Consider the following 24585-nt stretch of genomic DNA (forward strand, 5'->3'; position numbering starts at 1 on the left):
TTACTAAATCGCTTTCTGAGTCGATTATAGAGCGGGGCTGACTCAGAAAAACTTGATCTGGATCATGTGTAACAAAAGAACAAAAGAAATTTTATTTCACAATCCTTGTTTGACTGATGTTATCGGAATGTGCATCAAAGGGAAAGGTGAGAGACTTGTTAATGCAGAGTAATAAACCACATTTATCAAGTGGTTAATTGCACTCAGCCATAGTGTTACAGAGCTATTTTGGCGGTATAGGTTAGCAAATATGAGTGAATTGGTTTCAAAATCACCGACAAACGTACTTTATTCCAGCGTTTGTTGCAAAAATGATTGTTGTTTTAATCCATGACTAATCCGCTTTATTCCCCAAGGGGGCCATTTCTGCCCCCTTTCCCGGTTTTTGCATTGTGGCTCTATTACCGAGTCAGTGAAGTGATGTCTGGCCTGAAATAGTAGGAAGGCAAAGCCTGGATTCTCTCGAGTCGCTTGGTCATTCGGTTAGTCATCGTCGGACTCTCTGGTCATGATTAAGCAGGCTTGCGCTCACTTTTCTAACGCGTGTCGGGCGGTAGAAAGGGCTTTTGGCATCGGTTTATGCCAGTTAGCGCGGATGCATTAGATGAACTAACTAAAAAACCCTCGAAATGGTGAGATTATTTGATTGGTGCCCGCTCTGGCTATGATGTAAATTTACGCACGAAATTAATGGACTGGCCCGCTGGGCCCGAAACTCTATTGGAAGGCGCCTATGGCAGCAATTGACGTCTCGTTGTATCTGAAGTTTTTTGTCGGTTTGTTCGCAATTATCAACCCGCTTGGTTTGTTGCCGGTGTTTGTCAGTCTGACCAGCCACCATACCCAGGCCGAGCGGATGAAAACCAATACCACCGCCAATATCGCGGTGATGGTGATCCTGCTGGTCTCCATGTATATGGGGCAGCTGATCCTCGACGGTTTCGGTATCTCGCTGGCGTCGTTCCGGATCGCCGGTGGGTCGCTGATTACCCTGATTGCCTGGTCGATGCTGCAGGGCAAGCTGGGCGAGGTGAAGCACAACAAACAGGAGAAGGGTGAACTGGCGGTGCGCGAGTCTATCGCCGTGGTACCGCTGGCGTTGCCGCTGATGGCGGGTCCCGGTGCCATCTCCTCGGTGATTGTCTATGCCAGCCAGAGCCACTGGCAGCAACTGCTCGGCATGTCAGTGGTTGTCGTTGTCTTCTCCTTCTGCTCCTGGCTCATCTTCCGCGCCGCTCCGCTGCTGTTCAAGATCATGGGCAACACCGGCATCAACGTGGTGACCCGTATCATGGGTCTTATCATGATGTCGCTGGGTATCGAGATCATGGTGGCCGGTATCAAGGGGGTTTTCCCCAGCCTGATGTGAGCCAGCTCCGCTTTATGAAAGCCGGTCCTCGTGACCGGCTTTTTATTGGTTGCTTTTTGCCCGGTCTTTTCTAGAATCGGTCGTTTGTGTGAAAAATGAGCGCTTTGCTGGTGTTTTAATACTGAAAAAGCGCATGCCAGCTGATTTTTTGACCAAAAAATGACGATTACCCTGACAATATCTGTTGCATTATCGGAATTGGCAGGGAATTATGCTGGGAGCGGGTTTTAACCCCGTCACTTTAAAAAACGCATGGAATGTTCTTGTTGGAGTAGGGAAATGACTCATAAAAAAACAATGATTAACACATTGCTGGTGGCTGCACTGTTTGGTGGCATCAATGTGGCTCAGGCTGCCGATGTCCCGGCGGGAACCAAGTTGGCTGAAGTCCAGCAACTGGTAAAAGGCAACGGCTCCGAGCCTGCGACCCTTGACCCGCACAAGACCGAAGGAACGGTCGAATCCAATATCCTGCGCGACCTGTTCGAAGGTCTCGTTGCATCCGGCCCGAAAGGGGAAATTCTCCCGGCGGTGGCTGAATCCTGGGAAACCAAGGATAACAAGCACTACGTCTTCCACCTGCGCAAAGATGCCAAGTGGTCCAACGGTGACCCGGTCACTGCCCACGATTTCGTTTTTGCTTTCCAGCGTGCCGTTGATCCGAAAACCGCCTCTCCTTACTCCTGGTATCTGGAGATCCCGACCATTGCCAATGCCTCCGAGATCATCGCAGGTAAAAAGCCGGCTGATACGCTGGGCGTGAAGGCGACCGACGACTACACCTTCGAAGTGCAGCTCGAGAAAGCGATCCCTTACTTCGTCAGCATGCTCTCCCACACCACCACCTATCCGGTACCGAAGAAGGTGATCGAGAAGTTCGGTGACAAGTGGACCCAGCCGGAAAATATGGTATCCAACGGTGCCTATACCCTGAAGAACTGGGTGGTGAACGAGCGCGTCGAAGTGGAGCGCAACAAGCACTACTGGAACGATGGCAAGACCGTCATCAACAAGGTGGTCTATCTGCCCATCCAGTCTACCAACGCCGACCTGAGCCGCTATCTGGCGGGCGAAGTGGACATCACCTATCAGATGCCCATCGAGCGCTTCAAGCAGATGAAGAAAGAGAAGCCGGACGAGCTGAAAGTGACCGGTTATGTTGGTACTTACTACTACCAGTACAACGTCAAGAAGAAGCCGTTTGACGATGTGCGTGTCCGTACTGCGCTCTCCTATGCCATCGATCGCAACGTGATCGCCGACAAGGTGATGGGGCAGGGTCAGACGCCCGGTTACACCCTGGTGCCGGACTTCGTCGATGGCTTCAAGCCGGTAGCGCCCGAGTGGTCGAAGATGAGCCAGGCCGAGCGTGATGCCAAGGCCAAGGCGCTGCTGCAAGAGGCCGGTTTCGATGCCAGCAAGCCGCTGAAGTTCGAGCTGCTCTACAACACCGATGACAACCACAAGAAAGTGGCTGTGGCCGTGGCCTCCATGTGGAAGAAGCTGGGGGTGCAGGTGAGCCTGGTCAACCAGGAGTGGAAAACTTACCTGGAAACCAAGAAACAGGGTCAGTTTGATGTAGGTCGTGCCGGCTGGATCGCCGACTACAACGAAGCCTCCTCCATGCTGGATCTGATGCAGACCACCCACGGCAACAACGACGGCAAGTACTCCAATCCGGAGTTCGACAAGCTGATGGATTCGTCCCGTGATCAGGTTGATGTGGCGGCCCGTAACAAGCTCTACGTCCAGGCTGAAGAGATCCTGGCCAAGGACATGCCGATCGCCCCCATCTACCAGTACGTGACTGCCCGTATGGTCAAACCCTATGTAGGCGGCTATCCGGCCAACCCGCTGGATAACCTCTACAGCAAAGATATGTACATCATTGCTCACTGATTTAAAGCAACAAGTCGCATAACAAGCAGGGCCCGCCAGACGGCGGGCCTTTATTACAACCGCGACCATTTGGAAGCAGTACAGGACAGGAAATGTCTATGTTGAAATTCATTTTTAAACGGCTATTGGAAGCGATCCCGACTCTGCTGGTCTTGATCACCGTCTCTTTCTTCATGATGCGTTTCGCCCCCGGTAACCCCTTTACCAGCGAGCGTTCACTGCCCCCCGAAGTCATCGCCAACATCGAGGCCAAATACGGGCTCGACAAACCCATTGGCATGCAATATCTCACCTACCTGGGCAACCTGGTGCAGGGTGATTTGGGCCCCTCTTTTAAATACAAGGATTTCACCGTCAATGATCTGGTGAGCCAGGCGCTGCCTGTTTCCGCCAAGATCGGGACCACGGCCTTCTTCTTCGCCGTGCTGCTGGGGGTCACCTTCGGCACCATAGCGGCACTGAAACAGAACACTATCATCGACTATCTGCTGATGTCATCGGCCATGGCCGGGGTGGTGATCCCGGGCTTTGTGCTGGCACCCTTGTTGGTGCTGTTTTTCAGTATTCATCTGGGTTGGTTCCCTGCCGGTGGCTGGCAGGGTGGTGGCATCCAGTTTATGGTGCTGCCGGTGTTCGGCATGATGATGTACTACATCTCTGCCATCTCGCGGATCATGCGGGGCAGCATGATCGAGACCATGAACTCCAACTTCATCCGTACCGCCCGTGCCAAGGGCTTGCCGCTGCGCCACATCATCCTGAAACACGCGCTGCGTCCGGCCATGCTGCCGGTGGTCTCCTATCTGGGCCCGGCCTTTGTCGGCATCATCACAGGTTCCGTGGTGATCGAGACCATCTTCGGCCTGCCGGGGATCGGTCAGCTGTTCGTCAACGGTGCCCTTAACCGTGATTACTCCATGGTGCTCGGTCTGACCATTCTGGTCGGCGCCCTCACCATCACCTTTAACGCTGTGGTCGATATTCTCTACGCCTTTATCGATCCCAAGATCCGTTACTAATTCGGGAGTTCATCATGGTTGTTTCAACTGAAAAACGCGATGCCGTCGAGACGTTCGCGCAAAAAGTGGAAGTGGTGGAGGGGCGCTCCCTGTGGAAGGATGCCCGTCGCCGTTTCCTGCGCAACAAGGCGGCCCTGACCAGCCTGATCATTCTGACCATCATCGGTCTGGCGGTCATCTTTGGCCCTCATCTGTCCCAATACACCTTTGACGATCCCGACTGGGGCGCCATGCAGTCGCCGCCCGATATGGAAGCGGGTCACTACTTCGGTACCGACAGTCTGGGGCGCGATCTGTTCGTGCGCACCCTGCTGGGCGGTCGCATCTCCCTGATGGTCGGCATCATGGGCGCCATGGTGGCGGTCATCATCGGTACTTTGTATGGCGCTGCCTCCGGTTTTATCGGCGGGCGGGTCGACAGCCTGATGATGCGGGTACTGGAGATCCTCAACGCCTTCCCCTTCATGTTCTTTGTCATCATGCTGGTCACCTTCTTTGGCCGCAATCTGGCGCTCATCTTTATCGCCATCGGGGCGGTGAGCTGGCTCGACATGGCACGGATCGTGCGCGGCCAGACCTTGAGCCTCAAGAGCAAGGAGTTTATCGAGGCAGCCCACGTCTGTGGCGTCTCCAAGTGGAAGATCATTACCCGCCATATCGTGCCGAACGTACTCGGTATCGTGGCCGTCTACGCCACCTTGCTGGTGCCGGGGATGATCATGTTTGAATCCTTCCTGAGTTTCCTGGGCCTTGGTGTTCAGGAACCGATGACCAGCTGGGGTGCCCTGCTGGATGAAGGCTCCAAGTCGATGGAAGTGGCCATCTGGCAACTGTTGTTCCCCGCCTGCTTTATGGTGGTGACCCTGTTTTGCTTCAACTTCCTCGGGGATGGTCTGCGTGACGCCCTCGATCCGAAAGATCGTTAATCGAGCATCGGATCGACAGGAAAGCATCACGAAAGATCGATAAGGAGTTTTTATATGAAGTTACTGGATGTGAAAGATCTGCGGGTCGAGTTCAAGACCCCGGACGGCAATGTAGTGGCGGTCAACGACCTCAACTTTTCTCTCTCTGCGGGTGAAACCCTGGGGATCGTCGGCGAGTCCGGCTCCGGCAAATCCCAGACGGCCTTTGCCATCATGGGGCTGCTGGCCAAAAACGGCATTATTACCGGTTCCGCCAAGTTTCAGGGCGAAGAGATCCTCAACCTGCCGGAGTCCAAGCTCAACAAGATCCGCTCCGAGAAGATCGCCATGATCTTCCAGGACCCCATGACCTCGCTCAACCCCTACATGAAGGTGCAGGATCAGCTGATGGAAGTGCTGATGCTGCACAAAGGGGTGAGCAAGGCGGAAGCGTTCGAAGAGTCGGTACGGATGCTTGATGCGGTGAAGATCCCCGAAGCACGCAAGCGGATGGGCATGTATCCCCACGAGTTCTCCGGCGGCATGCGTCAGCGGGTGATGATCGCCATGGCACTGCTCTGCCGGCCGCAACTGCTGATCGCTGACGAACCGACCACCGCACTCGACGTGACCGTACAGGCCCAGATCATGACTCTGATGAACGAGCTCAAGCGCGAGTTCAACACCGCCATCATCATGATCACCCATGACCTTGGCGTGGTCGCCGGTATCTGCAACAAGGTGCTGGTGATGTATGCCGGTCGTACCATGGAGTACGGCAAGGTAGACGATATCTTCTATCGCCCGAGCCACCCCTACACCGAAGGCCTGCTGCGCGCCATTCCTCGTCTCGATACCGAAGGGGAAGTGTTGCCCACCATCCCGGGCAATCCGCCCAACCTGCTGCGTCTGCCCACCGGCTGCCCCTTCCAGGAGCGTTGCCACCGGGTCAGCGAGATTTGCGGCCGGCAGTCACCGATCCTGACTCCGTTCAACGATGGTCGGGAGCGTGCTTGTCACTGGGTTTCGGATGCCATGAACAAGGGGGCCAACTAAATGGGTGCCGACAAAAAATTGCTGTTGGAAGTGTCTGACCTCAAGGTCCACTTCAGTATCAAGAGTGGCAAGGCGTGGCCTTGGGCCAAGCCATCCGATTTGAAGGCGGTCGATGGGGTGACCTTGCGTCTCTATGAGGGTGAAACCCTTGGTGTGGTGGGGGAGTCCGGCTGCGGCAAATCGACCTTTGCCCGTGCCATCATCGGTCTGGTACCGGCCACCGATGGCAAGGTGGTGTGGCTGGGTGATGATCTCACCAAGCTCGATCAGAATGCCCTGCGCGAGAAGCGCAAAGAAATCCAGATGATCTTCCAGGACCCGCTGGCTTCTCTGAACCCGCGCATGACCATTGGCGACATCATTGCCGAGCCGCTCATCACCTTCTATCCCAACCTGCCACGGGAAGAGGTGAAGGAGAAGGTGCGCGCCATGATGAGCAAGGTGGGGCTGTTGCCCAACCTGGTCAACCGCTATCCGCACGAGTTCTCCGGCGGCCAGTGCCAGCGGATCGGGATTGCCCGGGCGCTGATCCTCGAGCCCAAGATGATCATCTGCGACGAGCCGGTCTCGGCACTTGACGTCTCCATTCAGGCGCAGGTGGTTAACCTGCTCAAATCCCTGCAAAAGGAGATGGGGCTGTCGCTTATCTTCATCGCCCACGACCTGTCGGTGGTCAAACATATCTCCGATCGGGTGCTGGTGATGTATCTGGGCAACGCCGTTGAGCTGGGGACCCGCAAGGAGATCTTCGCCAATCCGCTGCACCCCTACACCAAGGCGCTGATGTCTGCGGTGCCGATCCCGGACCCTGAGCTGGAGCGCAACAAGGTGATCCAGATCCTGGAGGGGGATTTGCCATCGCCGATGAACCCTCCGTCCGGTTGCGTGTTCCGCACCCGCTGCCCGGTGGCTGGCCCCGAGTGCGCCAAGACCCGCCCTGTGCTGGAGGGGAACTTCGATCACGCGGTCTCCTGCCTCAAAGTCGATCCGCTCTGATTGCGCTGGTCGCAACGGAAAAACGGGGCGCTCATACAGCGCCCCGTTTTTTTGCTGTCAGGGTGAAGATGCCTCTTGGCGTTATCTTTTACCGCTGCTACTATCCGCGCAACAAGGGGAGTAACTTCTCGCCGGTTTGTCGTCATTACGGTGCACCCATTTCCTGCAGTGCACCCGGCAGCCGGGCAGTCGATGCAAATCAGCTGTAAGTGAGACCTTGCCGAGAGGCAAGGTGTATCTGCTCCAAACGCAAACCCACGCCTCTCGGTCGTGGGTTTTGTCGTTTTTGGGAGAAGTGAACATGGGTGAATGGTGGATGTGGACCGGTTTCTTCAGCATAGTGCTGGTCCTGTTATGGATAGACATACGCTTTGTCGGTGGCGGCAAGTCACACAAGGTATCTCTCAAAGAGGCGGGCGTCTGGTCCCTCATCTGGATCAGTGTTGCCCTGCTCTTCAACCTGGCTATCTGGCTCTGGCTCGATCACAGCGCGGGCCGTGAAATCGCCAACCAGAAGGGGTTGGAGTTCCTCACCGGCTACCTCATCGAGAAAGCGCTGGCAGTGGACAACGTCTTCGTCTGGCTGATGCTGTTCGGTTACTTTGCCATTCCGGCCGAGCTGCAGCGCCGGGTGCTGCTGTACGGGGTACTGGGTGCCATCGTGATGCGTGCCGGTATGGTGTTCGCGGGCAGCTGGCTCATCGAGCAGTTCCACTGGATCCTCTATCTGTTTGGTGCTTTCCTGCTGCTGACCGGTGCCAAGATGCTGTGGGCGGCCGACAAGGAGCCGGACTTGGCCAACAACCCGTTGCTGGACTGGATGCGCCGTCGTTTCAAGGTGACCGAGACCCTGGAAGGGGAGAAGTTCTTCGTCTGGCGTGACGGCGTGCGCTATGCCACCCCGCTGCTGCTCATTCTGGTGTTGGTGGAGGTGAGCGATCTCATCTTCGCGGTGGACAGTATCCCTGCCATCTTTGCGGTGACCACGGATCCCTTCATCGTGCTGACCTCCAACATCTTCGCCATCATGGGTCTGCGTGCCATGTACTTCCTGCTGGCCGGTGTGGCTGATCGCTTCGCCCTGCTCAAATACGGTCTGGCGCTGATCCTGATGTTTATCGGGGTCAAGATGCTGCTGCTGGATATCTTCAAGATCCCGACCGGCATAGCACTGGGCGTAGTCGCGTTGATCCTGCTGGCATCCATGGGGCTGAGTCTGTTTGTGACCCGTAAAAAGGCCGCTTGAGCGCGGCAGACAATGAAGCAATAACAACAAGGGCTCCCGCGGGAGCCCTTTTTCATATCGTGTTATCAGCGTTTGATTTTCTTGGGGTTGGTGTAGCCCCAGATGGTGTACATGTCCGCCAGCAGGGCGCCGTTGTACTCCTCCAGATCCGCCTGTTTCACTTCGGCGTCACCCTGACGGCCAAACAGCACCACCTCGTCACCGGGTTTCACCCCTTTCAGGTCCGTCACGTCCACCATGATGGTGTTCATGGAAGTCTTGCCGACCACCGGCACCTTCTGACCCTGGATCAGCACATAGGCTTTGTTGCTGAGGGCTCGGCGATAGCCATCGGAGTAGCCCAGCGGCAGGTTGGCGAGCCAGGAGTCACGCTTGAGAGTAAAGGTGCGGTCATAACCGACGGTGTTACCTGCCGCATAGTGGTTGACCGAGGCGACCTGGGTCTTGAATGCCATCACCCGCTTGTACTCGGTGTGGGAGGGGATGGAGTCACCGTAGAGCAGGCCGCCCGGGCGCACCATGTCGAAGTAGGCGTCCGGCACAGCCAGGGTGGCGAAGGAGTTGGCGGCGTGTATGGTGATCTTGCTGCGATCCAGTTTGCCCGCTTCCAGCAGCCACTGGGAGTCCAGTTTGAACTGGGCCAGTCCCATCTTGACGTCCTCTTTCTCCTCAACCGGGAAGTGGGTCATGATGCCGACCGGGGTGATCCCCTTTAGCTTGAGCATGGCCAGCGCATCCTGCTTGGCATCGGCCAGACGCAGGTCGATGCCGTTGCGGCTCATGCCGGCGGAGTTGAGCGCGATATGCACCGGAATGGTGGTGTGGTGGCGCTGGGCGATATCGGCGATACCCTGGGCACTGACCAGACTGCCGATCAGCTCCTCCATCTTGTAGGGCAGGGCCTGCTCTACTTCATCCGGGGTGGCAGCACGCACCCGCATCAGACGGCCGGTAAAGCCCTTCTCGCGGGCGACGCGCGCCTCTTCGTTGCTGGCGATGCCGATGCAGGGGATATTGGCCTTGACCACGGAGGGGACCAGCAGGTCGATGCCATGACCATAAGCGTCGGCCTTCATGATGGCGCAGATCTGCGGGCCCTTGTCACCGAGACGATCCTTGAGGGTCTGGATATTGTGTTCAAAGGCGCCCAGATCCACTTCCAACCAGGCGTTGCTGGCGGTTTGCTCCTGGCCGTTGCGATGATCCGTCGCAAGGGGCAGATAGGGAGCCGCAACGGCTTGGCCCGCGAGCAGGCCGAAGATCAGGGTAGCCAGCAGAGTTTTCTTGTGCATGGTGATTCCTTTTTGTTGTTCGCGTTGGATAGTTTGGACGGGGTCGGCCACATTGGTGGTGGTTTAACCACAACTTGTTGTTATTATTATGATCTTTGTCACTCTCAACAGGTGCTGACTGGTTGGGAGTCTACCGCAACACGGGTTCGGCCGACACTCGTAAGGGGAAGAAAATGGTCAATCTTGAGTTACGTTTTCCACCACCGCTGATCTTCCTGCTCTGTGCCGGGGCCATGTGGTGGCTAAGAGGGGAGAGCCAGCCCGGCATCTGGGCAATGGCGCTGATGGCTATGCTGGTCGTGGCGGGGGCCATCATGGGCTTTGGTGCCCTGCAACGGTTTCGTCACCACCAAACTACGGTCAGCCCCACCAAGCCCCAGCACACCAGCCGTCTGGTGACCTGTGGCGTCTATCGTGTCAGTCGCAATCCCATGTATCTGGGGCTGCTCTGCTGGCTGGCCGCCTGGGGTTGTTATCTCGGTGGAGGTTGGGTCTGGGTTGGGCCAATCGTGCTGGTGGCCTGGCTGACCCGCTTTCAGATCATGCCGGAGGAGCGGCTGCTGCGCGCCCGTTTCGGCGACGAGTATGTGGCGTATTGCCAGCGCGTTCGCCGTTGGTGCTGACTGGCAGTGATCTTCGTGAGCTGAGGGATAAGTCGGGCCAGCCATGCTGGATAAAGAGAACCCCGGGCTGGCCCGGGGTTCTCGAGGGGCTAGTTAGAAAAAATCGCCCTTCTCGTCCTTGGTGGGTTCGAGGCTCCAGCCGGTGGCATCGCTGCTGCTGGCAATCTGCCCCTTCTCCTTCCACAACTTGATCTTGAGGCGCAGGTTGTTGGCCGAGTCGGCGTTTTTCACCGCCTCTTCTTCCTCAATTACCCCTTCCACGACCAGATCAAACAGGGCACTGTCGAAGGTGACCATGCCGAGGGCTTTGGACTTTTCCATCACCTCTTTGAGGCCGCCAAATTCGCCGCGCTTGATCATGTCGCGGATGGTGTGGGTGCCAAGCATGATCTCCACTGCGGCCCGGCGACCGCCATCGGTGGTTTTCACCAGCCGCTGGGAGACAAAAGCCTTGAGGTTGTTGCCCAGATCGTTGAGCAGCTGGGGGCGGCGCTCCTCGGGGAAGAAGTTGATGATGCGATCCAGCGCCTGGTTGGCGTTGTTGGCGTGCAGGGTGGAGATGGCAAGGTGGCCGGTTTCGGAGAAGGCCAGCGCATGTTCCATGGTCTCGCGATCGCGGATCTCGCCGATAAGAATGACGTCCGGCGCCTGACGCAGGGTGTTTTTCAGGGCAGCATGGAAGCTACGGGTATCTACCCCCACCTCCCGCTGGTTGATGATGCTCTTGCGGTGACGATGAACGAACTCCACCGGATCCTCGATGGTGATGATGTGGCCACCGCTGTTGCGGTTGCGATGGTCGATAAGCGCCGCCAGCGAAGTGGATTTACCCGAGCCGGTACCGCCGACAAACAGCACCAGACCGCGTTTCTCCATGATGGTGTCGAGCAGCACAGGCGGGAGTTTGAGATCTTCAAAGCGGGGGATTTCGGTCTTGATGTTGCGGGCCACAAGAGAGACTTCGTTGCGCTGCTTGAAGATGTTGACCCGAAAGCGGCCGATCTGGGGCAGGGAGATGGCAAGGTTCATCTCCAGATCCTTCTCGAACTGCTGCTTCTGCTCGCCATCCATGATCTCGGCGGCGATCCGCGCCACTTCACCCGGTTCCAGCGGCGTTTCGTTGAGGGGGCGCAGGCCGCCGTTAAATTTGGCGCAGGGGGGCGCGCCGGTCGACAGATAGAGGTCTGAGCCATCCTGCTTGGCCAGGATCTGTAACATGTCTCGCAATTCCATTTTTTTGCCTCGTCGATCAATGAGATGCCATGAGCGGGATGATATTGAGTGTACAGCCTCAGGCGCCGGTCAGTTTCTCGCGAAAGACAAAAAAGACCGCACCGAGAATGCAGAGCCCTGCCCAGAGATAGTCCCATTTCAGATCTTCCTTGAGATAGAAGATAGAGAAGGGGACGAATACGGTGAGTGTGATCACTTCTTGCAGGATTTTAAGTTGGCCCACGCTCATCACGGTGTGGCCAATGCGGTTGGCGGGCACTTGCAGCAGGTATTCGAACAGGGCGATACCCCAGCTCACCAGGGCGGCAATGATCCATGGTTTGTGGTTCATGCTCTTGAGGTGAGCGTACCAGGCGAAGGTCATAAAGACGTTGCTGCAGAGCAGCAGACCGATACTGGCGAAAATCGGGTTCATAGGGTTCTCCTTGAAAATCCGGCGCATTTTATCCCTGAACCACGGGTTTTCATACGTGGTGCGGGAGGGTATTTTTAACCAACAGGATAAGCCGTGCGAGGTATGCGACGGGATGGGCAAGTTATGCGGGATAGTGTTGTTACTGTTATTTGCCATGCCGGTGCGAGCGACCCCGACGCTGACGGTGGCCACCGATCTGTGGCCGCCATTTCGCATCCTGCAAGCGGATGGCCGGTTGCAGGGGCTCGACATGGACATCCTGCGCCGGTTGCAACAGGCGAGCGGCATTGAGTTGCAGGTACGGCGGATGCCGTGGGGCAGGGCGCTCAAGCAGATGCAGACCGGCCAGGTCGATCTGATGATTGGCCTCGCCTATACCGCCGAGCGGGCGCAGTTTATCGACTATCTGCAGCCTGCCTACTATCAGTGCTGGCCCGCGTTTTATGGTCAGCCGGTCAATGTGGCCCGGATCCACCAATACCGCGATCTGCAGGGGGTGAAGGTGGGCTATGTGCTCAACTCCGCCTACTTTGAGCCCTTCAACTCTGACAGCCGCCTCGACAAGCACGGAGTACCCACCGAAGATCAGCTGCTGCGCATGGTGCAGCGGGGGCACCTGCCACTGATGATTGGCACCGACTGTCAGGTGGACTATGCCCTGAGTCAGGGAAATGCCAGCCGGATAGGCAAGGCGGACTACCGTCCCGCCACGCCGGTGACCCTCTATCTGGGGATGAGCAAGCACTCACCTCACCAGTCGCTGCGCCAGCCCTTGCTGGTGGCGCTGCAAAATCTGGTGGCCAGCGGCGAGATAAGGGTGATGGCCAAGCGTTACCAGCCTTGACCTTGGGTGGCAAGCCACTGTTATCATGCCCTTTTCCTGCTTCTCCCCCGGCGCTGCGACAGGGCCGGGGATGAAGCCTTGTTATTCGGGGATCATCCTTGTACCTCTCCCTTATCGCCCGTCAGCAGCGCTGGCAGCGGCGCTGGCTCTGTGGCCTGACGCTGCTGACCTTGCTGCTGTTTCTCTTCTCCCTCGTCTGGGGCGAGTTTGTGCTGCTGCCCTGGCAGCCCCTTGGCGATCTCGAACAGCGCATCTTGCTGGAGCTGCGTCTGCCCCGTGCTTTGCTGGCCCTCTTGGCTGGCGCAGCCCTTGCCTGTGGCGGCGCCGTATTGCAGGTGATGCTGCACAACCCGGTGGCGGAGCCCGGGCTGCTTGGCGTTTCAAGCGGGGCAGGTCTTGCCGCCATGGTGGCGATGGCGGTGGCCAAATCCCTCGGCCTCTATCTGCCAGGCTGGGGGCTGTCGCTGGCGGCCTTCGGTGGCGCCCTGCTGGTGACCATGTTGCTCATTCGGCTGGCTCGCCGGGCGCGTCTCGGTCATGCCCGCTTGCTGTTGTTTGGCGTCGCCATCGGTATTCTTACCAATGCCGCCATGACCTGGTTGATGTACTTTGCCGACGATGGCTCCTTGCGTGAATTCATGTTCTGGATGATGGGCAGCCTCTCTTACGGCAGCCAGCAGTTTGCCTGGTGGTGGCTGGTGCTGCCGCTCACCCTGGGCTGGCTCTGCTGGCAGGGCAAGGCGCTGCAACAGTTGTTGTTGGGGGAGACCCTGGCCCGCCTGATGGGGATGGATGTCGACAAGATGCGGGTGCGGCTGGTGCTGGCGGTCTGTCTGCTGACCGGTGTGGCGGTGTCGTTGTGTGGTGTCATCGGTTTTGTCGGGTTGGTGGTGCCCCATCTGCTGCGGCTCTGTGGTGGCAGCGATCAGCGTTTTCTGCTGCCAGCTTCGGCGCTTGGCGGCGGGGCCCTGTTGCTGGCGGCCGATCTGGTTGCTCGATCCACCCTGAGCGCGGGGGAGTTGCCTATCGGCGTCATCACCGCCTCGGTGGGAGCGCCGCTCTTTATCTACCTGCTATTGAGGCAAACTGCCGATGGTGCTGCATGATTTGGTCGGGGCGCGCAGTCTCCTTATTTACCCGTTGTTGAGGCAAGATGCCGATGTCACCCGCTGATCCCATGCCGGTTTCTTCTCGTGCTGCTGCGCCGCTGCTGGAGGCGCGCGCACTCGCCATTGCCGGACGGCTCTCTCCCCTGGATATCCGCTGGCATGGCGGCCAGTTGGTGGCGCTGCTTGGCCCCAATGGCAGTGGCAAGTCGACCCTGCTCGGGGCGCTGGCGGGGATTTTACCTGCCGATGGCACAGTGCTGCTGGGGGGGAAGTGCTTACTGACATGAGTTGGCCCGAGCTTGCCAAACGGCGTGCCATGCTGCCCCAGCGTCAGCCCCAGCTGTTTCATATTCCGGTGTTTCAGGTGTTGAGCCTGGGGCTCGATGAGATGGTTGCACCTGCCAGACAGAACGAGGCGATAAATGCATTGTGCGAGGCATTGGAGCTGGAAGCCTTGCTGGCTCGTGACTTCAGCCGGTTGTCGGGGGGCGAGCAGCAGCGGGTGCTGATTGCCCGCACCCTGCTGCAGGTGTGGCCGATCCTCAATCCGACCGGCAAGGTGCTGCTGCTGGATGAACCGCTGGCGGGGCTCGACCTGCATCACCAGCTGGCGCTATTGCGGTTGCTGAAAACCTTGGCCGGGCAGGGCTTGCTGGTGGTGCTCGCCATCCACGATATCAATCTGGCCATCGACTGGGCCGACCGCATTCTCTGCCTGCAAGGGGGCGCGGTGGTGCGCGAAGGGGGTGTAGAGCTGGTGGATGAGGCGCTGCTGGCGCAGGTATTCCAGATCCGCACCGACCGCATCGAAGCGGCGGGTCGGGTCTGGTTTATGCCCAGTTTGTAAGTAGGGTGTACAGGAAAGAGGGCGCATGTAGGGCCGATTAGCGAAGCGTAATCGGCCGACAGCAAGAAGAAGGGGCCGGTATCAAAAATACCGGCCCCTTTGGTTTTATTCGCAGTTCAAGCCTGTTTGCTCAGGCGCACCTGCGCCGCCTCTGCCAGCATCGCCAGCAGGGTTTCGGTGTCGCTCCACGACAAGCAGGCATCTGTGATGTTCTGGCCGAAGGGTGATGTCGCAGTCGTTACCGCAGGTTTGCTTTGTTCAACCGCACCAGCGCGGCCTCGGCCAGCATCGCCAGCAGGGTTTCGGTGTCGCTCCATGACAGGCAGGCATCTGTGATGCTCTGGCCGAAGGGTGATGACGCAGTCGTTACCGCAGGTTTGCTTTGTTCAACCGCACCAGAGCGGCTTCGGCCAGCATCGCCAGCAGGGTTTCGGTGTCGCTCCATGACAGGCAGGCATCGGTGATGCTCTGGCCGAAGGTGGCGGCGCAGCCGTTCTCCACATCCTGACGCCCTTCCACCAGAAAGCTCTCGGCCATGATGCCGGCGATGCCGGTACGGCCGCGGCGCAGCTGATCGCAGATATCTTGCGCCACCAGCAGCTGACGGCGGTGATCCTTCATGCTGTTGCCGTGGCTGAAATCGACCACCAGACGCTCCGGCAGGCCCACATCGGCCAGCGCTTCACAGGCTTCATCGACACTGGCGGTGTCGTAGTTGGGGCGGTGGCCGCCACGCAGGATCACATGACCAAAGGGGTTACCGGCGGTGCGGTAGATGGTCATCTTGCCGTCTTTGTCCGGCGAATAGAAGATGTGGCTGTGACGGGCGGCGCGCACCGCATCGATGGCGATGCGGGTATTGCCGTCGGTGCCGTTCTTGAAGCCGACCGGGCAGGAGAGGGCCGAAGCCATCTCGCGGTGTACCTGGGATTCGGTGGTACGTGCGCCGATGGCGCCCAGGTGATGAGGTCGGCAATATACTGGCCGGTCACCATATCGAGGAATTCGGTGGCGGTGGGCATGCCGATCTCGTTGATGTCGACCAGCAGTTTGCGCGCCAGTTTCAGCCCTTCGTTGACATCGAAACTGCCATCGAGGCGCGGATCATTGATCAGCCCTTTCCAGCCGACGATGGTGCGCGGCTTCTCGAAATAGGTGCGCATCACGATGCAGAGGCTCTCTTTATACTGCTCGCGCAGGGCGTTGAGGCGCTGGGCATACTCGCGAGCTGCAGCGGGATCATGGATAGAGCAGGGGCCGACAATGACCAGCAGGCGCTGATCGTCTCCGGCCAGAATGGCTTCCACTTCGCGACGGGCATCCAGCAGATTCTGGGCAATGGTATCGGTGATCGGAAACGCGTGTGCAAGCTCGCTCGGAGTGATCAGTGACTCCAGGCGACGGGTGCGCAATTCATCTGTGTGAATGGACATACAACTCAAGTCTCGAGTGGGTGGTGTCAGCCGCAAGGGGCGAAAAAGCAAAGAGATAAAATAAAGCAAAAGTCCCCTGATTGAAACCTTGGGGGGCTCTGATAGGATGTGAGGCCAAAATCGATTCCAAATGAGGTAGTTAGCGTGGCAAAGCCAGGGGCAACCGGGGTCACCCGCATCATCAACGCAACCGGTTACAGCATGAAGGGGCTCAAGTCAGCCTGGATTAACGAGGCGGCGTTTCGGCAGGAGCTGATGCTGATCCTGTTGCTGATGCCGCTGGCCTTCTGGCTGGGGGATTCTCTCAACCAGATCCTGCTGCTTATCGTCATCAGCTGGCTGGTGGTGATTGTCGAGATCCTCAACTCTGCCATTGAAGCTGTGGTAGACAGGGTTGGCTCCGAGCATCATGAGCTCTCCGGCCGCGCCAAGGATTTGGGCTCTGCCGCCGTCTTTATCGCGTTGGCCCTCAATGCCCTGGTGTGGGGCGCGCTGGTGGGCCGCAACCTGTTGGGGTGGTGGTAAGCCATCACGCTGCTTTGAGGTTCTGCTTCATACAAAAGCCCGTCATCACGACGGGCTTTTTGCTGCGCAGATAAGGGGCTATCAGTGGAGGATGCGGGCACGGATGGTGCCGTTGATCTCCTTGAGCTTGGCGAGCGCCTTCTCGCTGTGCTCGGTCTCCACGTCGATCACCACGTAACCGATATGGCTGCTGGTCTGCAGGTATTGACCGGCGATGTTGATCCCCTCTTCGGCGAAGATCTGGTTGATCTGGTTCATCACGCCCGGCTGGTTGCGGTGAATGTGCAGCAGGCGGCTGGAGCCCTTGTGGCCCGGCAGCGACACTTCCGGGAAGTTGACGGCGGAGAGGGTGGAGCCGTTGTCGGAGTATTTGACCAGCTTGTTGGCCACTTCCAGCCCGATGTTCTCCTGCGCTTCATGGGTGGTGCCACCGATGTGCGGAGTCAGGATCACGTTCTCCAACCCACGCAGCGGGCTTTGGAACTCCTCGTCGTTGGACTTGGGCTCGACCGGGAAGACGTCGATGGCGGCGCCGGCAATATGGCCGCTCTTGATGACGTCAGCCAGCGCATCGATATCCACCACGGTACCGCGGGCGGCGTTGATGAAGATGGCGCCTGGTTTCATCATCCGCAGCTGCTCGGCACCGATCATGTTCTTGGTGGAGGTGGTCTCCGGCACGTGCAGGCTGATGACGTCAGACATATTGAGCAGCTCGACCATGCTCGGCACCTGAATGGCGTTACCCAGCGAGAGTTTGTTCTCGATATCGTAGTAATAAACCTTCATGCCGATGCTTTCGGCGATGATGCCAAGCTGGGTACCGATATGGCCGTAGCCGATGATGCCGAGCTTCTTGCCGCGCGCTTCCACCGAGCGGTTGGCCAGTTTTTCCCACACGCCGCGATGGCACTTGGCGTTTTTCTCGGGGATGCCGCGCAGCAGCAGCAGGATCTCGCCCAGTACCAGCTCGGCGACCGAACGGGTGTTGGAGAAGGGGGCGTTGAAGACCGGGATGCCGCGGATCTGGGCCGCTTCCAGCTCGACCTGGTTGGTACCGATGCAGAAGCAGCCGATGGCGACCAGCTTGTTGGCGGCGTCGAGGACTTTCTCGGTGATCTGGGTGCGGGAGCGCAGCCCGATGAAATGGACGTCGCGGATCTGCTCGATCAGCTCCTCTTCGGAGAGCGAGGTCTTGAGATACTCCACACTGGTGTAACCTGCGGCACGAAAGGTCTCTACGGTGTTGGGATGAACCCCCTCCAGCAGCAGAACCTTGATTTTATCCTTGTCCAACGAAAACTTGGCAGTCATGACGATCCCTCTGTATGTGCAAACGTAAGTGCAGATTTGGTGTGCGAAGAAAACCGTAAAGTAGCAAAAACGTTTGGGAGAGGGAATATTTGTGACGAAAGTCAAATTCTTTGAAGTTATCAACGAATGTTGTAAACATCCGTATGCAACTTGTTGAGGGATAAATAAAAACGGCGCCATCAGGCGCCGTCATTTATTCACAGTGCAATGTTTGGGTCATATCCTATCTCGGGGCTCAATCAACGCCGCTGCTGCGTCAGAGGTTGCAGAGTGGCGCTGGCGAGGGAGGGAGGATGCCGTTGCACTGTGCTACCGGTGTCGGGATTACTGGGTAATCACGCCGTCCGGCGTACCGATCAGGACCACGTCGGCGCCGCGCGCGGCGAACAGGCCGTTGGTGACCACACCAACAATGGCGTTCAGTCGTACTTCCAGCGCCTTGGCGTCGGTAATGGCCATGCCTTTTACATCCAGAATGTGGTTGCCGTTGTCGGTGACCACGCCTTCACGCCACACCGGGTTGCCACCAAGTTTGCGGATTTCACGGGCCACGTATTCGCGGGCCATCGGGATCACTTCCACCGGCAGCGGGAACTGGCCCAGCACGTCGACGGTCTTGGTGTTGTCGATGATGCAGATGAACTTGTCAGCGACGGCGGCAACGATCTTCTCGCGGGTCAGGGCTGCGCCACCGCCCTTGATCATGTCGCGGGTTGCGTTGATCTCGTCGGCGCCATCCACATAGACGGAGAGGGCGTCGATCTCGTTGAGATCATATACGGTGATGCCGAAGCCCTTGAGGCGCTCGGTAGAGGCCACGGAGCTGGATACCGCCCCCTTGATCTCGTCCTTCATGGTCGCCAGCGCGTCGATAAAGTGGTTGACGGTAGAGCCGGTGCCCACCCCGACGATGGTGCCGGGAACCACATACTTGAGCGCAGCCCAACCGGCCGCCTTCTTCATTTCATCTTGAGTCATGATCGTTCCTTAAGAAAAAAGCGGGCGCATTATATCCAACCCGGTACCCCGTCGCGACCTTGTTGCTCACGTTCCGGGGCAAAAAGAGGGACTTTGTAAATCGTTTGCCTGATTATTCTGCGTTTGCGCGCACAAAGCAGGGGCTGCCTGCCAAAAACAGCTTATTCAAAGCGCCAGCAGTGGCTCGGGGTGATGATCTGGGGCAGCGGCACATCCCACTCCTCTTGCGGGACCGCATCCACCTGCTGGCAGTCGTGGGCAATTCCGAGCGGCTTGGGGCCCAGTTTGTGCTCATGCCAGATGGCGAGAGTGCGATCGTAGTAGCCGCCCCCCATGCCAAGGCGATTGCCCTGGGCATCAAAGGCGACCAGCGGGGTGCAGATAAGATCGAGCGTGCTGTGGGGCACCACCTGCAGGATATCCAGCTCCGGCTCTTCGATGCCGTAGCGGTTGCGCACCATGGGGCTGGTGGCGGTATAGCGCAAAAAGAGCAGGTGACCCGGGGTAAAGGGGTGGAGCACCGGCAGGTAGACCTCTTTGTGCTGGGCCCACAGCCAATGGATGGTGGGCAAGGGGTTGATCTCCCCATCATTGGCCAGATAGAGGGCAATGCGTTTGGCGGCGAGGATCTCGGGGTGTTGCTTGAACTGGGCCAGCAGCTGTTGGGCCGCCGCCTGCTGCTCGGCCGGACTCAGATTTTTGCGGCGTTGACGAACCAGTTGGCGCAGGGATTGACGTTCGGGTTGGGACTCATGCATGGGGAACCTCTGGTATAGCTGCGCATCGATGGCTTGAACGCGCTCTACCTTAGCACATTCACTCTTGACGTTAAGGGGGGCAGGGGAACTCCCGCCCCGGACGGCTGATGCCAAGGGGCGGTGGGATAAATGCTGGCGGATCCGATAGTGAGTCAACAAGGGCCAGGGTGTGGCCCCTGTTGACAGCATGTCGGCGCGCCAGCCTCTGGTCTGTTACTTGTCAGCCTTGCCGCGCATCTGGTGCTTCACGAACACGGCAATCAGTGCCGCCACCGCGAGCGCTAATCCTGTGTAGAAACGCATGGATGTTATCCTGTTACTTGTCAGCCTTGCCGCGCATCTGGTGCTTCACAAACACTGCAATGAGTGCCGCTACCGCGAGCGCCATCGGGTAGAAACTCATGCTCACCACCGCCAACGGCGACAGGGCGAAGATGGATCCCAGCAGCAGCGCCTGTGCGCCCCAGGGGATCAGACCCTGTACCACGCAGGAGAAGATATCCAGCATGGAGGCGGCGCGGCGCGGGGTGACACCGTGGTGTTCGGCCAGATCCCGGGCTACCTTGCTGGCGACGATAATAGCCACCGTGTTGTTGGCGGTGCACAGGTTGGTGAGGCTCACCACCCCGGCGATGCCGAGCTCGGCGGCTTTCTCGTTCTGTTCACCATTGTGCTCGCGAGTGAAACGGGCAATCAGGGCGCTGATGCGCTCGCTGATCCAGGCCAGTCCACCCTGACGTTCCATCAGGGCGCCGAGGCCGCCGATCAGCATGGAGAGCAGGAAGATCTCCTGCATGCCGGTAAAGCCCTGATAGATATCCTTGCTGAACTGACCGATGGCGTAGCCGTTGATCATGCCCACCACTCCGGCGGCCAGAATACCGATCCCCAGCACCACAAACACATTCACTCCGGCGAGCGCCAGCCCCAGGATCAGCAGATAAGGCATCACCTTGAACAACTCGATGGCGCTGCCGCTGGCAGGGGATTCACCCACTGAGCCCAGGGTCAGATAGAGCAGGATCACCGCGATGGCAGCTGGGGCTGCAATCTTGAAGTTCTCGCGGAACTTGTCCTTCATCTCGCACCCCTGACTGCGGGTGGCCGCAATGGTGGTGTCGGAGATGATGGAGAGGTTATCGCCAAACATGGCGCCGGAGAGAATGGTACCTGCCATCAGCACAGGATCGATACCGGCCGCCTGCGCCACACCGAGGGCCACAGGCGCCACGGCACCTATGGTGCCCATGGAGGTACCCATGGCAGTGGCAATAAAGGCAGAGATGAGGAACAGCCCGGGCAGTAGCGCCCAGCCGGGGATTAGCGACAGACCCAGCGCCACGGTGGCATCAACCCCGCCGGTGGCCTTGGCCACGCTGGCAAAGGCGCCCGCCAGCAGATAGATAAGGCACATCGCCATGATATTGCTGTGGCCGACCCCCTTGAAGAAGGTCTCCAGATTGCTGTTGAAGCTCTCTTTGCCAAGCAGCAGGGCGAGCATCACCGCAGGCAGGGCAGCAACCGGAGCGGGCAGCTGATAGAAGGCGAATTCGACCCCCTGCAGGGTCAGCCAGGTACCGGTACCGATAAAGAGTGCGAGAAAAACCAGAAGTGGCAACAAGGCCCTGGCACTGGGTTGAGTCTGGATCATGTGTTCCTCTGAAATTGAACAATGACCTCCTGTCATAAACTGCTTTGTACCTGTATCGGATAGGGATAGGGGGAAAACAGGGCGGGCATCCTGCCGCATTGGGGTGCCCACAGTAGTGAGTCAACCTCGCTTGGTCAAGATAGACGTCCAGATGGATAGGTGTTTTTGTTTGATGATTCTGGTGTTGTTGAGATATCCAAAGAATATTCGGAAAAATAAGTTAGTGCTGTTTATTGTTCATTGCTGTTCTGGCGCAGTCCGCGGGTATCTGGGGGTATCGCGTGCCTTTAATAAGGAAAGAGGTAAACGATAAGATCTCTGCATGCCATCTTGGGGATTTCTCCCGCTGCCAAACGTCAGCCGCACCTCTCTCTATCTCTACGTGAGCATGGTACGGATATTTCCAGAACGCATGGACACAAGACCTGGGCACAGTAGGTTAGTGTGCCAGTTTCTCCACCGCCTGAACGGCTGTCGCGAGAGCATCCTGTTCCAGCGTCAGCGGAATGTGGCCAATACCGGGCAGCAGGGTGACAGGCCAGGAGATGCCGAGACGTCTTAACTCAGGTTCAAGTTGATCTGTTTGGAAGGCTTCGTCATTTGTGCCAGCGATCACGGCGCAGGGGCGTTGCACATTGCGTATGTTTTGCTGGTAGTCACGCTCCGGCTGAAAGTTCGAAGCAAGGTTGAAGGAGTAGGAGGGGGTCAGCAGGGATTTCGCCTCATCATTAAGGGCAAAGTTCAGCACGGTCAGATGGTTGAGTGCGGAAATATGGAAACAGTTGAGGATGCTCAGGGCGATGAGGCGAGGCAAGCCGACACGCACCCAGCCACCGCTGTTGGGCCGGTAGTTGGCGGCGGTGGGGCCAAGATAGGGGGAGAGCAGCAGATAGCTCTCGAACAGGGTTTGTCGCGTGCTGCCAGCAACGCGCAGCACAAAGCCACCCCCTGACGAGAAGCCGACGAGTGTTGCAGGCTTGTCGGGGGCTACCGACTTGATGAAATCTTCCAGATCGTCCTCAAGCTGGCCGATGTAGGCAATGGTGCCTTTGTTGCCCGATGCGCCATGGCCGCGAATATCGAGGGCGTAGGCGTCGTATCCCGCTTGCGAAAAGGCGCTCGCCATCTTGTACATGCTCTGGCTGCTGGCAGAAGAGCCGTGAACCAGTACCACGCTGCCCTTGACCTTGTTGTTCTTCGTATTCTCCTCTGCGCCATAGTGCCGATAGGCCAGCTGCGTGCCGTCACGCGCCGGGTATCTTGAGAGGGGTGGCATGCTGCTCCAGTCACTCCCCTTGAAAGGGTCGTTGATGCTGGCCATCGCCGGTGCCAAGCTCGGCCCGCCAAACAGCAGAGCCGCGGCCAGCATGACCAGGGTCAGTGATACCAACACCACAGCAAACAGTAATACAGCGCTCATCCTTGCACCTCATTTGATATCGACACGGGCGTTGCCCTGATTTTGCTGATGCTGGCATTTCACTCGTTCGAACCTATCAGATGGCACCCGGTCTGCCAAATGATGGAGTGAGACGATGAAAAACGGCCTGTGACCAAAAGGAAGTTCTTGGCCAGCCAGTGGGCGCTGCCGTTGGCGAGTGCAGCAAGGCGTGGTGGCATCATGGCTTTTCAAACCCGGCGCGGGCTGGTAAAACGGTCTCTTTCCATAATTAAAAGAGATGAGAGGGTGGAGATGGACAATCCGATCCGTGTGGCCGTGATGGGCTGTAATGGTCGTATGGGCAAGGTGCTGCTGGAGGCCATCACCAACACCGATGGCGTGGTGGTTGGTGCTGCGTTGGAGCGGCCGGGCTCGGCTGTGATCGGTCTTGATGCCGGTGAGCTCAATGGGCTGGGCCATCTGGGCGTGGCCATCAGCGACAGTCTGGACAAGGTGCGTGACGAGTTTGATCTCATCATCGACTTCACCCGCCCCGAGGTGACCCTGGCCAATCTTGCTTTTGCGCTGGCCCACCACAAGCAGATGGTGATCGGCACCACCGGTTTTGACGATGCAGGCAAGGCCGCCCTGAAAGAGGCGGGCAAGCAGATCGGTATCGTGTTCGCCTCCAACTACTCGGTCGGGGTCAACCTGGTGTTCAAGTTGCTGGAGCAGGCCGCCAAGGTGATGGGGGATTATACCGACATCGAGATCATCGAGGGCCACCATCGCCACAAGGTGGATGCGCCATCCGGTACTGCGCTCTCCATGGGTGAAGTGGTCGCCAAAACCCTGGGTCGCGATCTCAAGGAGTGCGCCGTCTATGGTCGCGAGGGGATCACTGGCGAGCGGGATCGCAACACTATCGGCTTTGCCACCATTCGTGCTGGTGATCTGGTGGGGGAGCATACCGTCATGTTTGCCGATGTCGGCGAGCGGGTGGAGATCAGCCACAAGGCCTCCAGCCGCCTGACCTTCGCCAACGGTGCTGTGCGGGCGGGCAAGTGGCTTTGTCAGCAGGGTGCCGGTCTTTATGACATGCAGGATGTGCTCAATCTCAAGTGATGCCTCTGAGCGACACTTTCGTACTACTGCTACCCCAGTGAAAAACCCCGGCTTGCCGGGGTTTTTGCTGTCAGTCAGCCAGAGTTTGTGTAAAAAGACACGCTATCGGCAATTTTTATCTGAATGCCTTATAAATCACACTATTGCGTTATCCACCAGATTTCCCCTTCCTAAATGTCATCACCAGGTAACAGATTTGAGCATCTTTATGGCTGATGAAGCCATTTTTTTACACCGGCAAGAAAAGACTAAAAATTCAAACACGGAAAAACGTTTTCCATTTTTCATGTTCACTCTTGTCATCATAAAAGCGTTAAATCTGTCATTAATATTTTTTTGTGTAAAAATAAATGCCATTGTTTTAATTGGTTTTTTTGTTGGTTTTTGTCGCTATTGCTGGCTTGGTGTCATCTTTTTGTGGTGGTTTTTCATTTTCTTTCATGGGAGGGGGTTGCAAAGCGATTGAGTGCATAGATAATGGGTAATGTTGCTTTTTTATTGAATTTAGATGCATTTCATTCGAGAAAAGACGTTGAAATGCCACTTTTTTTAAGTAGAATGCGCCCA

General features: G+C 57.7%; 21 protein-coding genes and 3 pseudogenes. 14 read left to right on the forward strand and 10 right to left on the reverse strand.

The window, feature by feature from the left end; genetic code table 11:
- Positions 1-733: 733 nt before the first annotated feature.
- From ACTG2W_RS20730 to ACTG2W_RS20760, 7 genes are all read left to right on the forward strand, one after another.
- Positions 734-1369, forward strand: a complete 636-nt coding sequence (locus ACTG2W_RS20730; RefSeq protein ID WP_005337678.1) for a YchE family NAAT transporter — start codon at positions 734-736, stop codon at positions 1367-1369.
- A 279-nt stretch (positions 1370-1648) separates the two neighbouring features.
- Positions 1649-3268: an ABC transporter substrate-binding protein gene (locus ACTG2W_RS20735; protein WP_106844014.1), complete on the forward strand. Its 1620-nt coding sequence runs from the start codon at positions 1649-1651 to the stop codon at positions 3266-3268.
- Positions 3269-3366: 98 nt separating this feature from the next.
- Positions 3367-4287 (forward strand): oligopeptide ABC transporter permease OppB, encoded by a 921-nt coding sequence (gene oppB, locus ACTG2W_RS20740; protein ID WP_005337672.1) that lies wholly within the window; start codon positions 3367-3369, stop codon positions 4285-4287.
- 14 nt (positions 4288-4301) lie between these two features.
- On the forward strand, positions 4302-5213 hold the full coding sequence (gene oppC, locus ACTG2W_RS20745; RefSeq protein WP_440016519.1) for an oligopeptide ABC transporter permease OppC: 912 nt from the start codon (positions 4302-4304) through the stop codon (positions 5211-5213).
- Positions 5214-5267: 54 nt separating this feature from the next.
- Positions 5268-6248, forward strand: a complete 981-nt coding sequence (locus tag ACTG2W_RS20750) for an ABC transporter ATP-binding protein (RefSeq protein WP_439840932.1) — start codon at positions 5268-5270, stop codon at positions 6246-6248.
- Positions 6249-7244 carry a murein tripeptide/oligopeptide ABC transporter ATP binding protein OppF gene (oppF, locus tag ACTG2W_RS20755; protein ID WP_005337666.1) on the forward strand — a complete coding sequence of 332 codons (996 nt, stop codon included), beginning with the start codon at positions 6249-6251 and terminating at the stop codon, positions 7242-7244.
- Positions 7245-7545: 301 nt separating this feature from the next.
- Positions 7546-8490 (forward strand): TerC family protein, encoded by a 945-nt coding sequence (locus ACTG2W_RS20760; RefSeq protein ID WP_106844012.1) that lies wholly within the window; start codon positions 7546-7548, stop codon positions 8488-8490.
- Positions 8491-8555: 65 nt separating this feature from the next.
- Here the strand turns inward: ACTG2W_RS20760 and alr are convergent, their stop codons facing one another.
- Positions 8556-9782: an alanine racemase gene (gene alr / locus ACTG2W_RS20765; protein ID WP_103422279.1), complete on the reverse strand. Its 1227-nt coding sequence runs from the start codon at positions 9780-9782 to the stop codon at positions 8556-8558.
- 173 nt (positions 9783-9955) lie between these two features.
- On the opposite strand from alr, the gene ACTG2W_RS20770 reads away from it, so the two are divergent.
- Positions 9956-10405 (forward strand): methyltransferase family protein, encoded by a 450-nt coding sequence (locus ACTG2W_RS20770; protein WP_106844011.1) that lies wholly within the window; start codon positions 9956-9958, stop codon positions 10403-10405.
- A gap of 93 nt (positions 10406-10498) precedes the next feature.
- Here ACTG2W_RS20770 and tapW read toward each other — a convergent pair whose 3' ends face one another.
- Together tapW and ACTG2W_RS20780 are read right to left on the reverse strand one after the other, a co-directional pair.
- Positions 10499-11638: a type IVa pilus ATPase TapW gene (gene tapW / locus ACTG2W_RS20775; protein WP_005353124.1), complete on the reverse strand. Its 1140-nt coding sequence runs from the start codon at positions 11636-11638 to the stop codon at positions 10499-10501.
- A gap of 58 nt (positions 11639-11696) precedes the next feature.
- Positions 11697-12053, reverse strand: a complete 357-nt coding sequence (locus ACTG2W_RS20780; RefSeq protein ID WP_005353120.1) for a DMT family protein — start codon at positions 12051-12053, stop codon at positions 11697-11699.
- A gap of 112 nt (positions 12054-12165) precedes the next feature.
- Between ACTG2W_RS20780 and ACTG2W_RS20785 the strand changes: the two genes are divergently transcribed.
- The 3 genes and pseudogenes from ACTG2W_RS20785 (at position 12166) to ACTG2W_RS20795 (ending at position 14853) form a co-directional block, all read left to right on the forward strand.
- Positions 12166-12897 (forward strand): substrate-binding periplasmic protein, encoded by a 732-nt coding sequence (locus tag ACTG2W_RS20785; protein WP_043825634.1) that lies wholly within the window; start codon positions 12166-12168, stop codon positions 12895-12897.
- Between the two features lie 98 nt (positions 12898-12995).
- Complete coding sequence (gene btuC, locus ACTG2W_RS20790) at positions 12996-14003, forward strand: vitamin B12 ABC transporter permease BtuC (RefSeq protein ID WP_106844010.1); 1008 nt, start codon at positions 12996-12998, stop codon at positions 14001-14003.
- A gap of 53 nt (positions 14004-14056) precedes the next feature.
- Positions 14057-14853, forward strand: a pseudogene (locus tag ACTG2W_RS20795) (ATP-binding cassette domain-containing protein).
- Between the two features lie 116 nt (positions 14854-14969).
- On the opposite strand, the pseudogene ACTG2W_RS20800 reads toward ACTG2W_RS20795, so the two are convergent.
- Together ACTG2W_RS20800 and ACTG2W_RS20805 are read right to left on the reverse strand one after the other, a co-directional pair.
- Positions 14970-15134 (reverse strand): annotated as a pseudogene (locus ACTG2W_RS20800) (3-deoxy-7-phosphoheptulonate synthase); the annotation flags it as partial.
- Between the two features lie 85 nt (positions 15135-15219).
- Positions 15220-16286, reverse strand: a pseudogene (locus ACTG2W_RS20805) (3-deoxy-7-phosphoheptulonate synthase).
- A 144-nt stretch (positions 16287-16430) separates the two neighbouring features.
- Here ACTG2W_RS20805 and ACTG2W_RS20810 point away from each other — a divergent pair.
- Positions 16431-16811, forward strand: a complete 381-nt coding sequence (locus tag ACTG2W_RS20810; RefSeq protein WP_005337641.1) for a diacylglycerol kinase — start codon at positions 16431-16433, stop codon at positions 16809-16811.
- Positions 16812-16892: 81 nt separating this feature from the next.
- Here the strand turns inward: ACTG2W_RS20810 and serA are convergent, their stop codons facing one another.
- The 5 genes from serA to ACTG2W_RS20835 form a co-directional block, all read right to left on the reverse strand.
- Positions 16893-18125: a phosphoglycerate dehydrogenase gene (gene serA, locus ACTG2W_RS20815; protein ID WP_181281653.1), complete on the reverse strand. Its 1233-nt coding sequence runs from the start codon at positions 18123-18125 to the stop codon at positions 16893-16895.
- 324 nt (positions 18126-18449) lie between these two features.
- The gene (rpiA, locus tag ACTG2W_RS20820; protein WP_005353106.1) at positions 18450-19103 is read right to left on the reverse strand and encodes a ribose-5-phosphate isomerase RpiA; all 654 of its coding nucleotides are present in this window, start codon (positions 19101-19103) and stop codon (positions 18450-18452) included.
- 161 nt (positions 19104-19264) lie between these two features.
- The gene (locus ACTG2W_RS20825; RefSeq protein ID WP_005337635.1) at positions 19265-19861 is read right to left on the reverse strand and encodes a 5-formyltetrahydrofolate cyclo-ligase; all 597 of its coding nucleotides are present in this window, start codon (positions 19859-19861) and stop codon (positions 19265-19267) included.
- A 316-nt stretch (positions 19862-20177) separates the two neighbouring features.
- Positions 20178-21512 (reverse strand): Na+/H+ antiporter NhaC family protein, encoded by a 1335-nt coding sequence (locus tag ACTG2W_RS20830; RefSeq protein ID WP_106844006.1) that lies wholly within the window; start codon positions 21510-21512, stop codon positions 20178-20180.
- Positions 21513-21951: 439 nt separating this feature from the next.
- Positions 21952-22932: an alpha/beta hydrolase gene (locus ACTG2W_RS20835; protein WP_106844005.1), complete on the reverse strand. Its 981-nt coding sequence runs from the start codon at positions 22930-22932 to the stop codon at positions 21952-21954.
- Positions 22933-23205: 273 nt separating this feature from the next.
- Between ACTG2W_RS20835 and dapB the strand changes: the two genes are divergently transcribed.
- Both dapB and ACTG2W_RS20845 read left to right on the forward strand, forming a co-directional pair.
- On the forward strand, positions 23206-24018 hold the full coding sequence (dapB, locus tag ACTG2W_RS20840; protein WP_106844022.1) for a 4-hydroxy-tetrahydrodipicolinate reductase: 813 nt from the start codon (positions 23206-23208) through the stop codon (positions 24016-24018).
- 208 nt (positions 24019-24226) lie between these two features.
- A complete protein-coding gene (locus ACTG2W_RS20845; RefSeq protein ID WP_128835422.1) occupies positions 24227-24484 on the forward strand; it encodes a hypothetical protein in 258 nt (85 codons plus the stop codon).
- Positions 24485-24585 lie beyond the last annotated feature (101 nt).

It is taken from the genome of Aeromonas sp. 96A, from assembly GCF_051919165.1.
GTDB lineage: Bacteria > Pseudomonadota > Gammaproteobacteria > Enterobacterales > Aeromonadaceae > Aeromonas > Aeromonas veronii.